General features: G+C 50.6%; 11 protein-coding genes. 5 read left to right on the forward strand and 6 right to left on the reverse strand.

Annotation, left to right across the window (positions count from 1 at the left end; all coding sequences use genetic code 11):
* Positions 1-245: 245 nt before the first annotated feature.
* The 4 genes from htpG to pyrB all read right to left on the reverse strand — a co-directional run bounded on the left by htpG (position 246) and on the right by pyrB (position 5,533).
* Positions 246-2,300 carry a molecular chaperone HtpG gene (gene htpG / locus QVO99_RS05070; RefSeq protein WP_022316516.1) on the reverse strand — a complete coding sequence of 685 codons (2,055 nt, stop codon included), beginning with the start codon at positions 2,298-2,300 and terminating at the stop codon, positions 246-248.
* Positions 2,301-2,767: 467 nt separating this feature from the next.
* Positions 2,768-4,048, reverse strand: coding sequence for a serine hydroxymethyltransferase (glyA, locus tag QVO99_RS05075; RefSeq protein ID WP_022316517.1), 1,281 nt, complete (start codon positions 4,046-4,048; stop codon positions 2,768-2,770).
* A gap of 68 nt (positions 4,049-4,116) precedes the next feature.
* Positions 4,117-4,572, reverse strand: a complete 456-nt coding sequence (pyrI, locus tag QVO99_RS05080; RefSeq protein ID WP_022316518.1) for an aspartate carbamoyltransferase regulatory subunit — start codon at positions 4,570-4,572, stop codon at positions 4,117-4,119.
* Positions 4,573-4,585: 13 nt separating this feature from the next.
* Complete coding sequence (gene pyrB / locus QVO99_RS05085; RefSeq protein ID WP_022316519.1) at positions 4,586-5,533, reverse strand: aspartate carbamoyltransferase; 948 nt, start codon at positions 5,531-5,533, stop codon at positions 4,586-4,588.
* 273 nt (positions 5,534-5,806) lie between these two features.
* Here pyrB and QVO99_RS05090 point away from each other — a divergent pair, with 273 nt between their 5' ends.
* Positions 5,807-8,107 carry a transglycosylase domain-containing protein gene (locus QVO99_RS05090; RefSeq protein ID WP_022316520.1) on the forward strand — a complete coding sequence of 767 codons (2,301 nt, stop codon included), beginning with the start codon at positions 5,807-5,809 and terminating at the stop codon, positions 8,105-8,107.
* Positions 8,100-9,446 (forward strand): 4-(cytidine 5'-diphospho)-2-C-methyl-D-erythritol kinase, encoded by a 1,347-nt coding sequence (ispE, locus tag QVO99_RS05095; RefSeq protein WP_288176972.1) that lies wholly within the window; start codon positions 8,100-8,102, stop codon positions 9,444-9,446. The genes QVO99_RS05090 and ispE overlap by 8 nt, the downstream gene beginning before the upstream one ends.
* A gap of 48 nt (positions 9,447-9,494) precedes the next feature.
* On the opposite strand, the gene QVO99_RS05100 is transcribed toward ispE, so the two are convergent.
* Positions 9,495-10,310, reverse strand: a complete 816-nt coding sequence (locus tag QVO99_RS05100) for an AAA family ATPase (protein WP_288176973.1) — start codon at positions 10,308-10,310, stop codon at positions 9,495-9,497.
* Positions 10,311-10,858: 548 nt separating this feature from the next.
* Here QVO99_RS05100 and QVO99_RS05105 point away from each other — a divergent pair.
* The gene (locus QVO99_RS05105; protein ID WP_022316523.1) at positions 10,859-12,046 is read left to right on the forward strand and encodes a hypothetical protein; all 1,188 of its coding nucleotides are present in this window, start codon (positions 10,859-10,861) and stop codon (positions 12,044-12,046) included.
* A 33-nt stretch (positions 12,047-12,079) separates the two neighbouring features.
* On the opposite strand, the gene QVO99_RS05110 is transcribed toward QVO99_RS05105, so the two are convergent.
* Entirely contained in the window at positions 12,080-13,642 is a 1,563-nt protein-coding gene (locus QVO99_RS05110) for an ATP-binding protein (protein ID WP_022316524.1), read from the reverse strand.
* 369 nt (positions 13,643-14,011) lie between these two features.
* On the opposite strand from QVO99_RS05110, the gene QVO99_RS05115 reads away from it, so the two are divergent.
* Complete coding sequence (locus QVO99_RS05115) at positions 14,012-14,149, forward strand: hypothetical protein (RefSeq protein ID WP_156145356.1); 138 nt, start codon at positions 14,012-14,014, stop codon at positions 14,147-14,149.
* Positions 14,146-14,769 (forward strand): BT4734/BF3469 family protein, encoded by a 624-nt coding sequence (locus QVO99_RS05120; RefSeq protein WP_022316525.1) that lies wholly within the window; start codon positions 14,146-14,148, stop codon positions 14,767-14,769. The genes QVO99_RS05115 and QVO99_RS05120 overlap by 4 nt, the downstream gene beginning before the upstream one ends.
* Positions 14,770-15,023: the final 254 nt, after the last annotated feature.

Below are 15,023 nucleotides of genomic sequence, written 5' to 3' on the forward strand. Positions count from 1 at the left end.
GATATTAACATAGAAAGCGATTTGGGATAAAAGATAGGAATAAAAATCCCAATCAAGACCCTAATGACAAATTAGGATCAGAGACCTCTGTCAGGACAAAACGGAAAAAGACGGGCAACCAAGTTCTAATTCCTTGATTGCCCGTCATCCGGTTATATATCCGGGGCTTGAAATTCCCGGTCATATCTGTTATCTCATCATCAGGAAATCTCTCTACAGATCTCTTGATGAAGGAGTCGTCATCATCAGATTATCTCTACAGATCTCTTGATGAAGGAGTCAAGCGCCTCACCCTTTAGCATTCCGTTCTGCAGCAAAGCCAGGTCGATGAGCTGGTGTACCACCTTATTGTCTTTTGCGTGTGCTGCCACGATCTGCTCCTTCTTTGCGCGTTCATCGCTGAGTTTCTTTTCGGTAGCCGTCATGTCGTCTTTCTCCTCCTGTGTCACCTCTTCCGGCTTCTTTGCCTTGCGAGCCTCGCCGAGAGCTGCGAAACGAGCCTGGAGTCCCTTTATCTCTGCCACTACAGGTTTGAGCTCCTCTTCACATTCCTTCTCGCTCTTTTCGAGCACCGCCTTCACGAGTCTGTGGTCTGTGTTGAGCACGATGCTGTAGGCGTCTGGCATCTGGGCATAGAAGTTCATTCCGCTCTGGAATTTGCTTATGTCCTTCATTCTGCGCATATACTCGTTCTGGGTTATCACTACCGGCTGTGCGTTCTCTCCCAGGGCACCAGTCTCCACGTTGAACTCGATATGGTCGAGATGTGGCAGCTGGGTGCGGAAGGTAGCTGACAGAATGTCAGTCTGCTCCTGCGTCAGGTCAGTCTTCTTGAGGTCTTCCTTCACGATGAGTCTCTCCACGATGTCGCTGTCTACACGTGTGAAGCGCGACTTCTCCCATTTCTGCTCAAACATGTTCACGCATGGCGTGTCGAGTTGTCCGTCAAGCAGCAACACGCTGTAGCCCTTTGCCTTGGCAGCCTCTATGTATGAATACTGTTCGTCCTTGTCGGTGGCATAGAGATAGATGAGTGTGCCGTCCTTGTCGGTCTGTGCGTCCTTGATGAGCGTCTTGTATTCTTCTGTCGTGAAGTATTTGCCGTCTACGTCCTTGAGCAGTGTGAAGTCCTTGGCGCGGTCGTAGAAGTCCGGCTGCGAGAGCATTCCATAGTTGATGAAGAGCTTCAGGTCGTCCCATTTCTTCTCGAAGTCCTTGCGGTCATCCTTGAAGATTCCGTTCAGTCGGTCAGCCACCTTCTTTGTGATGTATGTCGAGATCTTCTTCACGTCGCGGTCGCTCTGCAGATAGCTGCGGCTCACGTTGAGCGGGATGTCCGGAGAGTCGATCACTCCATGTAGCAAGGTGAGGAATTCCGGCACGATGCCTTCCACCTGGTCTGTCACGAACACCTGGTTGCAGTATAGCTGTATCTTGTTGCGCTGCAGGTCGATGTTCGACTTTATCTTCGGGAAATAGAGTATACCCGTGAGATTGAACGGATAATCCACGTTGAGGTGTATCCAGAACAGAGGTTCGTCCTGCATCGGATATAGCTTGCGGTAGAACTCCTTATACTGCTCGTCAGAGATTGTGCTTGGTGTCTTTGTCCATAGCGGCTCCATGTCGTTGATGATGTTGTCCTCGTCGGTATCCACCTGCTTGCCGTCTTTCCATTCTGTCTTCTTGCCGAATGCCACTGGTACTGGCAGGAACTTGCAGTATTTGTCGAGCAGCGTCTGTATGCGTCCTTTCTCGAGGAATTCCTTGCAGTCGTCGTCGATGTGGAGGATGATGTCCGTTCCGCGGTCTTCCTTCTCAGCGTCGGATATCTCAAACTCCGGACTTCCGTCGCAGCTCCATTTCACGGCTTTCGAACCGTCTTTCCAGCTTCGTGTCACGATTTCCACCTTTTTGCTCACCATGAAAGAGCTGTAGAAACCCAATCCGAAGTGTCCGATGATGGCATTTGCGTTGTCCTTGTATTTGTCGAGGAAGTCGGTCACTCCCGAGAATGCGATCTGGTTGATATATTTGTCAATCTCCTCTTCTGTCATTCCGATACCGCGGTCGCTGATTGTCAGCGTTCCCTTCTCCGCATCGAGAGACACGCGAACTGTCAGGTCGCCCATCTCTCCTTTGAACTCGCCTCTCTCAGAGAGAGTCTTTAGTTTCTGAGTAGCGTCCACGGCGTTGCTCACCATCTCACGCAGGAATATCTCATGGTCTGAATAGAGAAATTTCTTGATCACCGGGAAGATGTTCTCGGTTGTTACTCCAATATTTCCTTTCTGTGTCATAATATTTAATTTTTAACTTTTTACTTTGAATGTTTGTTTTCTGACCATGTTTATACAAAAACAATGCCAAAACGAAATACGATGAGATGAGAATGCCAAACAAAATCCTCTCTTCTGATAATCTGAAATACAGGCAAGCCTAATTACCGATAGGTTTGAGTAACACAATGCGGTTCATCACATATATAAAGAGGTAATATAAGCAGGCTAAGGAGGTTGTTAAGACAACACAAAGAGGCTACTTCGGCAAGCTAAAGAGACAGTTGGCAATGGGCAGGAACGGTATGCCTCTGACACAGCTATAAAGAAAAAAAGACTAACCGCCCGGCAACAACCAGACAGATAGTCTTTTTATTATTATGTGTCTTGCGGATGCGATCCTCTATGGATTAAGCTGACGAAGGATGCCCCTCATCTTTTATCCACAAATACAGAATCAAGGGGTCTGATGACCCGTTGTGTGAATATTAATATGCGAACAAAGGATAATCCTTCATCACGTCGTTAACGCGCTGGCGTACAGACGCTATCACGGCTTCGTTCTCAGGGTCGTTGAGCACTTCCTCGATGAATTCGGCTATCTTCACCATCAGGTCTTCCTTTGCACCACGTGTGGTGATGGCAGGAGTTCCCAGACGAATACCTGAAGTCTGGAATGCGCTGCGGGTATCAAACGGCACCATGTTCTTGTTCACGGTGATGTCGGCAGCCACGAGAGCCTTCTCTGCCACCTTGCCGGTGAGGTCAGGATACTTTGTGCGCAGGTCTACGAGCATGCTGTGGTTGTCAGTACCGCCGCTCACGATGGCGAATCCGCGCTTTATGAGCTCTTCGGCGAGCTTTGCTGCGTTCTTCTTCACCTGCAGAGCCCACTCCTTGAACTCAGGCTGCAATGCCTCGTTGAACGCCACTGCCTTTGCTGCGATGACATGCTCCAGCGGACCGCCCTGCTGTCCTGGGAACACGGCGCTGTTGAGCAGCTGGCTCATCATCTTCACCACTCCCTTTGGAGTTGTCAGACCCCATGGGTTTTCGAAGTCCTTGCCCATCAGGATGATACCTCCGCGAGGTCCGCGAAGAGTCTTATGAGTTGTAGAGGTCACGATATGAGCGTATTTCACGGGGTTATCGAGCAGACCTGCTGCGATGAGTCCTGCCGGGTGAGCCATGTCAACCATGAAGATGGCACCCACCTTGTCGGCGATTTCTCTCATGCGCTTGTAGTCCCACTCACGGCTGTATGCCGAACCACCTCCGATGATGAGCTTTGGCTTGTGCTCGAGAGCGAGCTTCTCCATCTCGTCGTAGTCCACGCGACCTGTTTCCTTGTTCAGGTTGTAGCCTATCGGATTGTAGAGTATTCCCGATGTATTTACTGCCGAACCATGTGAGAGGTGTCCGCCATGAGCGAGATTAAGTCCCATGAAAGTGTCTCCGGGCTTCAATACAGCCAGCATCACGGCGGCGTTAGCCTGTGCTCCGGAGTGAGGCTGCACGTTGGCATACTCTGCTCCGAAGAGCTTCTTGACTCTCTCGATGGCGAGTGTTTCAACTTCGTCAACGACCTCGCAACCGCCGTAATATCTCTTTCCCGGGTAACCCTCAGCGTATTTGTTCGTAAGCCACGAACCCATTGCCTGCATCACCTCGTCGCTGACGAAGTTTTCAGATGCGATAAGTTCCATACCCTTGAGCTGACGCTGGTGTTCTCTCTCAATCAAATCGAAAATCTCTTGGTCTCTTTTCATATGTACAAATATTTAAGATGAATATTAGTTGTCTGTAAAATCCATGTTGAAGAAGGCCTTCCTTCAGGTCAAACGAGTTTCACCTCGCTTATCACCTGCTCCTTGTCGCAGTAGTGACATTTAATTATGCCGCTGTTCTTGTCAATCACGTGGAAGATGGTGTTCATCGGCTCATTGTTTGTGATGCATTTAGGGTTGTTGCATCTCACGATACCTTTCAGCGTGTCAGGTGTCACCACTTTCTTCTTCTCCACCACCTCGTAGTCTCTTATCACGTTGAGCACCACGTTTGGCGCCACCACTGAGAGGCGTGAGATTTCCTCGTCGGTGAAGAATTTGTCTTCTATCTTTATGATACCCTTTTTCCCGAGTTTCTTCGACGGGTAGTTGTATCCTATGGTAACCGGTGTCTGAAGCTTCTGCAGTCCCAGCAGCGTTGCCACGGCATAGGTTTTCTCTGCCGGTATATGGTCGATGACGGTGCCGTTCTCTATAGCGGCCACGAGTCTTTCTTTCTTGCTCATCATAAGACTTTGTTTATTTTATTATCGTTGTGTCTGCCTCCACTTCTTCGAGGCTTATGCCCAGCACGTCGCAGAGTATCGCCTCTCTGGCATATAGTCCGTTCTGTGCCTGCTGGATGTAGTATGCATGTGGGTTCTCGTCCACGTCGTATGCTATCTCGTTCACTCTCGGCAGCGGATGCAGGATCTTCATGTTCTCTTTCGCCTTGCCGAGCATGTCGTTCTTCAGGATATACACGTCTTTCACTCTCTCATACTCCATGAGGTCTGAGAAGCGCTCCTTCTGCACTCGTGTCATATATATGATGTCAGCCCCTGCTATCACGTCTTCGTTGAAGTCTGTGTGCTCGATATACTTTATTCCGTGCTGTCTGCAATACAGTTTGTATTCCTCGGGCATCGCCAGCTCCTCTGGGGCTATGAAATGGAACGTAGGGTTGAAATGTCTCATCGCCATGATGAGAGAATGCACGGTACGTCCGTATTTCAGGTCGCCCACGAGGTATATGTTCAGGTTCTCGAGGGTTCCCTGTGTCTTGTAGATTGAATACAGGTCGAGCAGACATTGTGATGGATGCTGGTGAGCGCCGTCACCTGCGTTTACGATAGGAACGGGAGCTATTTCTGAGGCATACTGGGCGGCGCCTTCGATATGGTGGCGCATCACGATGACGTCTGCATAGTTAGACACCATGAGGATTGTGTCTTTCAGCGTCTCGCCCTTGGTAGCGCTCGTAACCTTGGCGTCTGAAAATCCTATCACACGCGCTCCCAGTCGGTTGGCTGCCGTCTCGAAGCTGAGCCTTGTCCTGGTGGACGGCTCGAAGAAGAGTGTGGCTACTACCTTGCCTTTGAGAATCTCACGGTTAGGATGCATTTCGAACGCCTGTGCCATATTCATCAGATACATTATTTTCTCTTTCGACAAATCGGCAATGGTTACAAAATCATGTTTTTCCATAAAATGAATTGTGTTTATATTTATCGACTGCGAAGTTAAACAATATTTTTAATTTATCCTTTCAAAGAGTGGAAAAATTATGTTTTTTGACGAATATAACTACATTTAAGACATAAAAGAGGGATTATTCTTAACTCGTTGGCTTAATTTCATTATCTTTGCAAAGATATAACATAATTGGCATGCGCATGATATGACATCAATACACGGCTGACGTATATGCGCATGATACTCCATCTGAAACAAAAGACAAGAAAACGAAGAAAAAAGAAAATGAGAAGAGCATTGATACATTTCCTGTGGGCGGCGCTCGGCTGCGTCACTCTCGCGTCCCTTATAGCCTTCATAGCGATATGGAACGGATGGATCGGATACATGCCCGACGTGGAAGACCTTCAGAACCCTATCAGCAAATACGCCTCACAGGTGTATACGGCTGACAACAAGCTGATGGGAACCTACAACATGAACCAGGAGAACAGAATACATGTAGACTACGACAACCTGTCGCCATATCTCGTAAAGGCACTGGTGGCTACAGAGGACGAACGCTTCTACGAACATTCGGGAATAGACTTCATAGCCCTCGGACGTGCTATTATTAAAAGAGGTGTGTTGGGACAGACCAGCGCAGGAGGAGGCTCTACAATCACACAGCAGCTCGCCAAGCAGCTCTATTCAAACACGGCAGAGAGCACATCGGAACGACTGCTGCAGAAGCCCATAGAATGGGTGATAGCCATAAAGCTGGAGAAATACTACACCAAGGAGGAGATAATAACCATGTATCTCAACTATTTCGACTTCCTTCACAACGCCGTGGGAATAAAGAACGCCTCAAACGTGTATTTCAGCAAGGAGCCAAAAGACCTCAAGCTCGAAGAGGCCGCCACGCTGATAGGACTCTGCAAGAACCCCTCGTTCTTCAACCCCGTGCGCTATCCCGACAGATGCCGAGAGAGACGCAACGTGGTGCTCGGACAGATGCTCAAGGCGGGAAAGATAACCCGCGGCGAATACCTCATGGCTACGGAGAAGCCGCTGGCCCTCAACTTCAAGCGCTCCGACCACAAAGACGGCATAGCAACGTATTTCCGCGAATTCCTGCGCCAATACATGATGGCAAAGAAACCGGAAAGGAGCAAATACCCGTCGTGGAACCTCGTGCAATACAGCATCGACTCGCTGGCATGGGAGACAGACCCTCTGTATGGATGGTGCAACAAGAACGTGAAGAAGAACGGCGAACCATACAATGTGTATACCGACGGACTGAAAATCTTCACCACCCTCGACTCCAGGATGCAGAAATATGCCGAAGAGGCTGTGCGCAAACACGTGGGAGGATTCCTCCAGCCTGAATTCAAGAAGGAGAACAGACTCAAGAAGAACGCCCCTTTCACCACCAACCTGAAGCCATCAGAGGTGAAGGCGATACTCGACCGCTCGATGCGGCAGAGCGACAGATACAGGATGATGAAGGCCCACGGAGCTACGGAGGAGGAAATTAGAGAGGCTTTCCAGAAGCCCACGGAGATGACCGTGTTCACCTATCGCGGCGACATAGACACCATCATGTCGCCTATGGACTCCATACGCTACGTGAAGTCGTTCCTCAGAGCCGGATTCATGAGCATGGACCCACGCACGGGAGCCGTGAAGGCGTATGTGGGAGGAATCGACTTCAACCACTTCAAATACGACATGGTGACACAGGGACGACGCCAGGTGGGTTCCACCATCAAGCCATTCCTTTACGCCCTGTCGATGTCTAACGGCATGTCGCCATGCGACGTTGTTAGAAACTCTCCCAAGCGCTTCGGCAACTGGGCTCCACGCAACAGCTCCCACGCCAGAGTGGGACAGATGGTGACGCTGAAATGGGCGCTCACGATGTCGAACAACTGGGTGTCGGCAGAGCTGATGAGCAGGATAAACCCTCAGGACTTCCTGCGGATACTGCGCGACTTCGGAATAAACACCTATGGCATATACCCCTCTTTAGTGCTCTGTCTGGGACCTAACGAGGCTTCGGTATGCGAGATGGTGAGCGCATACACCACCTTCGCCAACCACGGCATACACACATCGCCCATCTTCGTGTCGAAGATTGAAGACAGCGACGGCAACGTGATAACCAACTTCCAGCCGAGGATGAACGAGGTGATAAGCGAAGAGAGCGCATACAAGATGCTGGAGATGCTCATGTCGGTAATCGACCACGGTACGGGCGGACGACTGAGATACAAATACAACATCGACTGCCAGATGGGAGGAAAGACCGGTACGACGAACAAGAACGCCGACGCATGGTTCATGGGCTTCACCCCGTCGCTCGTGAGCGGATGCTGGGTGGGCGGTGAAGACCGCGACATCCATTTCGACACCACGCGCATGGGACAGGGAGCCACCATGGCCCTGCCTATATGGGCTTACTACATGAAGAAGGTGTTTGCCGACAAGACCCTGGGATACGACCCAAAGGAGACATTCGACATACCTGAAGACTTCAACCCCTGCTCTTCTGAAGACGACAACAACGGACAATACAGCATTGAGGATATATATGAATAAGATAACACTCTTTCCATGTGCCAAGATAAACTTGGGACTGAACATCACAAGAAAAAGAAGCGACGGCTACCACGACCTGGAAACCGTGTTCTGCCCCGTGCCAATAGCAGATATACTGACTATTGAAAAAAACGGAAAACCTGCGGGATGCTCTCTGAAGACAAACGGTATAGTAATCGACGGAAGGGCGGAAGACAACATAATAGTGAAGGCGTATGACGAAATGGCAAAAAGACACACTCTGACGGGTGTCGACATCACGATCACCAAAAACATACCCATACAAGCCGGTATGGGAGGAGGGTCGGCAGACTGCGCATTCACGATAAAGGGACTGAACCAACTCTTCTCTCTCAACCTGACAGACAGGGAGATGCGTGACATAGCCAAGGGTCTGGGTGCCGACTGCGCCTTCTTCATCAACCCCACACCTGCCTACGCCACGGGCATCGGCGAGAAGCTGACTCCCGTCGACATTCCTCTCGACAACCACTGGATAGTGATAGTGAAGACCGATACCGCCGTGAGCACCCGTGAGGCTTTCGCCGGCATCTGCCCTCATGAGCCGGAAAGAAACTGTCGGGATATTGTGACTTCCGTTCCGCCAAGGGAGTGGAAGGACGTATTGCATAATGATTTTGAGGAAACGATATTCAAGCTCCACCCCACCCTTGCCGAAATCAAGCAAAGGCTCTACGAGGCGGGTGCCTGCTATGCCTGCATGAGCGGAAGCGGAAGCGCCGTCGTGGGACTGTTCGACGGCAGGCCCTCTGTGGAGTCTACCGACAGGCTCAGAAGCGACTACAACGCCCTTGTCGCCACCTTCAAGCTGGGCAGACAGAAGGACAACGCCTTCGAGTTGCTGCCTCTCGTGGATGCAGAGGGCAGAGTGACGGGCAAGACAACCCGTTCTATGGCACATTGCGGCACGAAGCTGCTCCACCCCGTCGTACACCTCCACGTATTCGACACCCACGGCAACCTGTATCTGCAAAAGCGTCCGGCATGGAAAGACATCCAGCCTGACAGATGGGATACTGCCGTAGGGGGCCACATAGGATATGGAGAGAGTGTGGAGGAGGCTCTCCAGAGGGAGACCCGTGAAGAGATTTCCATCGCAGACTTCAGCGCCGAGAAGATCGACGCCTACGTGTTTGAGAGCAGATACGAGAGGGAATACGTGAATGTGTTCAAGACTGTTTACGACAAGGAAATACGTCCATCTGAAAATGAGCTCGACGGTGGCCGTTTCTGGAGCAGGGACGAGATACTGTCGTCTATCGGAAAGGGAGTCTTTACACCAAACTTCGAAAGCGAATACGTGAAGTATTTAAAGTAGAGGCTGCTTCTGCTAATTGGGTATTTTTAATTCTATATATTGTCATATTCACTTCGCCCTCTTGTAGAAATCTCTTAGCGACGCCCTTGCCACTCCCATCCTGACGAGTTCGTCGAGCTGTTTCCTTGCCTCTGCCGTCCGCCTGTCGCGTATCAGGGCGTCGGTATAGTCTATGCGGTATTCGGTGTTTGTGGAGTCGCGCTTTATCGCCTCCTCATAGTCGAATATGGCAAGCGCCACCATCCCCTGCTCCATCTCTATTCCCGCCCTTGCGGCATACGCCACGGCATTGTCGGGATACTGCGTCACGAGCCTGTTTATCTGGTCGAGAGCCTCCGTATGCCGCTTGCTCTTCTGGTTGAGCAGAGCCAGTCCGAGCTGTCCTTCGAAGTGTCCCGGCACTACCGTGAGCAGGCTCTCATAGTCTCTTCTCGCGAAATCGTCTCTGTGAAGCTTCTCGTTCGTGTAAGCCCTGTAGAAGAGGGCTGCCGGGTTGCAGGGTTCCCTTTTCAGGATATAGTCGTATTCGTCCTGTGCATACGCCCATTGTTCGAGTCTCAGGTTGTATCCCGCCTTCTTGAGTCTCAGGTCAGTTGAGTCCGGACTGTATGCCAGTCTGTCGGCAGCCACCTTGAGCGAGTCTCTGAGCTGGCTTCTGGTCTGCGCTCCCGCCTCTGTGTGCACACACATAAGCGCCATCACCACTATTGTGGCGTATCGTGCCACAATGGGTCTTGACAGGAAATAGAATTTTCCTGTCGCAGCCATGTTCCACACGTATGCCGTCTTGTCCACACATACCATCTTCCGTCTGATGATTTCCGCGAATGTCTGTATTCCCAATGGATATAGTCTTCTTGCCATGCCCTTGTCTTGATTTTCAATAATCCCAAAACGGACATTAGGCCGTTTAATATGGTATTTCATAACTGCTTGCAGTCTTTTGCTTTTTATAAGGCGTCTTTTGCTTGTTTTTAATTCGCAATAGCTCGCTATTACTCATTAAAAGCCAAACAAAATCCACTCTTATAAAAACACAAAATCCAAGCAAGCCCTAATGACCGATTTGGGATAATGCGTTATCAAGTTGCAAATATAATGATAAAAAACGACAAGCTGACAATAATAAGTTTTTTTCGATTTCAGCAACGCCTGTTAACCGTCAACTGTCATCCATCATCTGTCAGCCGTCAACTGTGAACCGTCAACTAAATTAAGTTAAAATTCAATTTTTTTCCACTTTCTTCATTGTTGCAAGCGAAATAATCACTAACTTTGGAATTTGTGAGTCATGAAATCTCTACGGGTGTGTAATGCAGCCTTTGCGGACTTCGCCGCCAATAGAAGAAAGCAAGTCCTGACCCATGGTCTGAAGTTCTCGCTGCCCTATCAAATCATCTAAAACTGCTGCCATGAACAACCTCTTCCCCACCTCCATATCCCCCGACGCCGCAGCTCTCGACATTCTCGAGAGGATGCCCGTCATGGAGCATGACGATATAGAAGACAAGCTGGCATTTGCCATCAGCAGCCATGGCATGAACGACGAAGACATCAACCGACTCTGTTCCGTACTCAGCTACAGACTGTTCATCATCGAGAAGGAGCACGAGCATTTCCTGGACTTCACGCATCAATACAACGGGCTTTTCGCCGTGAAGAAGAAGGGCTATGTGAAATCGGTCCTCGACTGCTTCATGCGCCACAAGAAGATGGTGTTGCCGCTCATTACCATCATCCAGAGGCTTGCCCCCCAGCTCTACACCTCAGTGAGCAGCATGGCGTCGTCACCTTCTGCCGACATGTGGGCGGCTGCCTCTGCGATTGTCTGCAGCGACTGTCTCTTCGAGCGTGCCTACCCTTCGAGCGTGTCGAAGTTCATCGGTCTGCTTGTCAGGTATTTCGGATTCATCGAGGCTATGATCGGCTGCACCACGCAGCTGCTCCATGAAGAGCAGTGCATAAAGAATGATGCAGGGAAATGCCTCTACCGCTTGGAACTCTCGATGAAGGAAGCGAAAGCGTATTACGAACCTCTTCTCAAGGAGGACCGTCTTCCTGCGTTTGCCTTCTTGATAAAGGAGAATGACCGCCTCTTCGATGAATACATGGCAGCCGGCGACAAGCGGCAGTTCGCCCAGAAGCTGTTCCACGAAGTAGACGAAGCCGAGATGCGCAACCTCGCCTTCAAGGTTCTCATCGCCGAGCGCCTTGCCTGTGGGATGACCGCCGAGGAGCGTCTGCTCTTCGGCAACGATGTGGTGAAGACCCGTCAGGCCCGCCTTCTGATAGATCATTTCGACCCTCTCTTCCTCGACTCCGCCTCCCGGCGCGACCATTCTCTCCTGGCTCTCATGTTCTGCAAATGGGCTATCGAAGACAATCCCAAGGCTTCTGTGAAGTCTGCCCACCGCTATCTGCTCTCGCTCTATCATGGGCATCACCGTCTTGCCGGCTACAACACGGTGAAGGGAAACGAACAGAAGCTCGGAACAGGCAGGCATTCGGAGCCCTACGCCACGTTTCTCAGGAGTCTCACAGACTTCCTGCTATCCTCCGGCGCACTGACCGAGGGCGACGGGGTGGCGGCTGAGATATAGTCCAGAGCTGGAGGGGCTGGGCTACAAGACATGTCATTCCTGCGTCAGCCATTCCGTTATGTTCCGTTCTTCCTTCACGCAGAAGTTTATGCCCACCTTCACTATCTTCTTGCCTTTCAGCACAAAGGCATCAGCATATCGCGCTGTGTTGATTTGTGCGAGAGCTTCTTCAGCCGTTTTGTCAAACTTGAGTTCCATTATAAAAATGTGGGTCTTCGTTTCAAGTACAATGTCAATCCTCCCCTTTGCCGTGCGCTGCTCCACCTGTATGTCATAGTCGGTGAGCAGAGCGAATATCAGATATAGCATCTGCTGATAATGTCCCTCGTATAAAGTATTGTCGCAGTATGGAACCGCTTCGAGAAAAGACTTCAGCAGTTCCAGGGCTCCGTTGATGTCTCCCCTGTTGATGAATGTCGACATGTGGGCAATCGCCACACGTCCCTCATCAGCGGCAGTCTCCATATAGTTTGGCAGCAGACTGTCGTATAGCCCAATACGTATTTCCTTGTTCGGGATATCGAGTGTATAGAGCCCGAGTTGCGGGTCATAGTCTTTTATCGTGAGATATCCACTTTGATAGAGCAGCGGCATGATGCTCGACATGCTCTCTGTAGGAGCGTCGAACGATGACTCCTTTGCCTGCACTCCGCCGATGCCAGACGGCACGGTACCGAACTTCCTCATCATCTCTATCAGGAAAGTTGGTGTACCAGTGGCAAACCAGTAACCTGCCACCTTCTGTCTCGAGAAGCAGTTAAGCAGGCTGTAGGGGTTGAAAACATCTGGCGATGGCCATGCAAAGTGGTATCCGTCATAATTTTCGGTCAGCAGCCTTACTGCCGCCTCTCTCCCAACCGAGAGTTTTCGGGCGAGCTCATCCACATCGGCAGTCATCTGCGTCAGCAACTCCTCTCTTGTTATTCCACAGATGCCAGCATATTCATTGTCCATGCTGATGTTGGTAATGTTGTTAAGCTCGCTGAATATGCTGACCTGTGAAAACTTCGTTATCCCTGTGATGAACACGAAGCGCAGCATCCTCTCGCATTTCTTCAGCGGACTGTAGAAGTTGCGCATGACATCACGCAGTATGGCGAGCTGTCCGTCCTGATGCGCCACGTCGAGCAGCGGTGCGTCATATTCGTCTATCAGCACCACCACCTGTCTGCCTTCTTTCTCGTATATTGAAGTTATCAGATTTTCCAGACGCACGTTCTCGTCCACGGCATCACACTCAATGCCGAACCGTCTCTCCTCCTCTTCGAGCATATAGCCAATATAGCGTCTGAGTTGTCCGGCATCCTGATGTTTCCCTCCCGAGAAGTCGAAATGCACCACGGGATATTCCGTCCATTCCCTTTCCATATTTTCTATCTGGAGTCCTCTGAAGAGTTCTTTATCTGCCTTGAAATAACTTTCGAGTGTCGACACGAGGAGCGACTTGCCGAATCTCCTCGGACGGCTCAGGAAGAAGTGTTTGCCGCTGGTATGCGTCATGCGGTATACATACCCCGTCTTGTCTATATACAGGAGATTTTCCTTTCTAATCCTTTCGAAAGTCTGTATGCCAATAGGATATAATTTCAATGCCATTATCTTGCGTTCATTTTGTTTGGCCGTAAAGATAATCAAAATTGTCTAAAACGCCTACAATATTCCGACAAAATCAAAAATAAAAATGGCAGATTTGGGTTTGTAGCCACTCCCGCTCCCTGCGACACAACGGCAAGACCGACCACCGACACTGATCACGGATCACGAATTCACCACACGCCATCACAATTCAACCACCATGAATCACAAATCATGAATCCCACGCGCCAACACAATCATTGATCGTGAATGATGCATCACGATATTCCGGCTGCCATAATACTGCCGACACGATATCCCCACTTACCCACCGGAAACCGACATCCCTACCCTGCCTGCTGACACGATTCCGGCTCCGAGAGGAACACTATGCAGAATTTCATCCTTCTGCCGCCTATCGCTACCTTTGCAATGCCATCCCACCGCCGGGGCGAGACAATAGTGTCTGACCCCCTCCTTCACGGCGGCTCGGGACTGACCGACACCGGCTGCCACTCAACAGGATGAAGGATGAGAGCGAGGCGAGCACGGCTACTGACATCATGACACACAACGGAAACCTGAGTCCCGACAGCTTGACAAAACGACAAGAGGGGCTGTTTTCTTTCTTCCTGGCTCCTGCCATGCAGGTGAAGCCCTGGAGCACTTTCAGCATCGGGAAGGCATACGAGTATATCACAACCGATATGGACGCACTGACGGCGACATACCGTCTGCGCAACATACACGACGAGAAGGAACGGAAGCTCTTCAAGAAGCGGGGCTTCGCCTTCTGCACCTTCTCGGGCATCTTCAGATACAGGTCGCGCGACGGGCTCATCAGCCACTCCGGACTGCTCTGCATCGACATCGACCATGTGGGCAGCCACCTTCAGCTCGACGACTTGCGCAAGAGGCTCATCGACGACGAGCAGTTTCTCACCGAACTCTGCTTCGTGTCGCCATCGGGCGACGGACTGAAATGGGTGGTGAGCATCAACACGGAGCTGTATCCCCACGAACTGTGGTTCGACGCCACACGCCAGTATCTGCTCGACAGGTATGGCATCGATGCCGACAAGGCATGCCGCGACGTGTCGCGCGCCTGCTTCCTGCCACACGACCCGGGATGCTATGTGAGAAGATAGGGATTACTCCGATTATCATCAGCCCCCTCTCGTTCTCAAACCTATCCTACAGGGGAGGGACAGATAGCATTGAGTGCTGACTATAGAGTTTAAAAAATCAAACAAAACAACAAATTATGAAACATACAATTTTCAATCCAGCAGAATATCTGGAACACAACGGCAACAACAAGCCGGACAACAAGAGAACCGCAAACGGCAGCAACGCCACACATGACAATGCCCACAACGCCACACACTGCGACAACCTCAAC

Source organism: Prevotella sp. CAG:592 (assembly GCF_000436015.1).
Taxonomy (GTDB): domain Bacteria; phylum Bacteroidota; class Bacteroidia; order Bacteroidales; family Bacteroidaceae; genus Prevotella; species Prevotella pectinovora.

Bases quoted from the DNA above. Each gene is read 5' to 3' on its own strand.
- QVO99_RS05105 (WP_022316523.1), top strand. From the start codon at position 10,859: ATGAACAACCTCTTCCCCACCTCCATATCCCCCGACGCCGCAGCTCTC.
- htpG (WP_022316516.1), bottom strand. From the start codon at position 2,300: ATGACACAGAAAGGAAATATTGGAGTAACAACCGAGAACATCTTCCCG.
- QVO99_RS05110 (WP_022316524.1), bottom strand. From the start codon at position 13,642: ATGGCATTGAAATTATATCCTATTGGCATACAGACTTTCGAAAGGATT.
- pyrB (WP_022316519.1), bottom strand. From the start codon at position 5,533: ATGGAAAAACATGATTTTGTAACCATTGCCGATTTGTCGAAAGAGAAA.
- pyrI (WP_022316518.1), bottom strand. From the start codon at position 4,572: ATGAGCAAGAAAGAAAGACTCGTGGCCGCTATAGAGAACGGCACCGTC.
- QVO99_RS05115 (WP_156145356.1), top strand. From the start codon at position 14,012: ATGCAGAATTTCATCCTTCTGCCGCCTATCGCTACCTTTGCAATGCCA.
- glyA (WP_022316517.1), bottom strand. From the start codon at position 4,048: ATGAAAAGAGACCAAGAGATTTTCGATTTGATTGAGAGAGAACACCAG.
- QVO99_RS05090 (WP_022316520.1), top strand. From the start codon at position 5,807: ATGAGAAGAGCATTGATACATTTCCTGTGGGCGGCGCTCGGCTGCGTC.
- QVO99_RS05100 (WP_288176973.1), bottom strand. From the start codon at position 10,310: ATGGCAAGAAGACTATATCCATTGGGAATACAGACATTCGCGGAAATC.
- QVO99_RS05120 (WP_022316525.1), top strand. From the start codon at position 14,146: ATGAAGGATGAGAGCGAGGCGAGCACGGCTACTGACATCATGACACAC.
- ispE (WP_288176972.1), top strand. From the start codon at position 8,100: ATGAATAAGATAACACTCTTTCCATGTGCCAAGATAAACTTGGGACTG.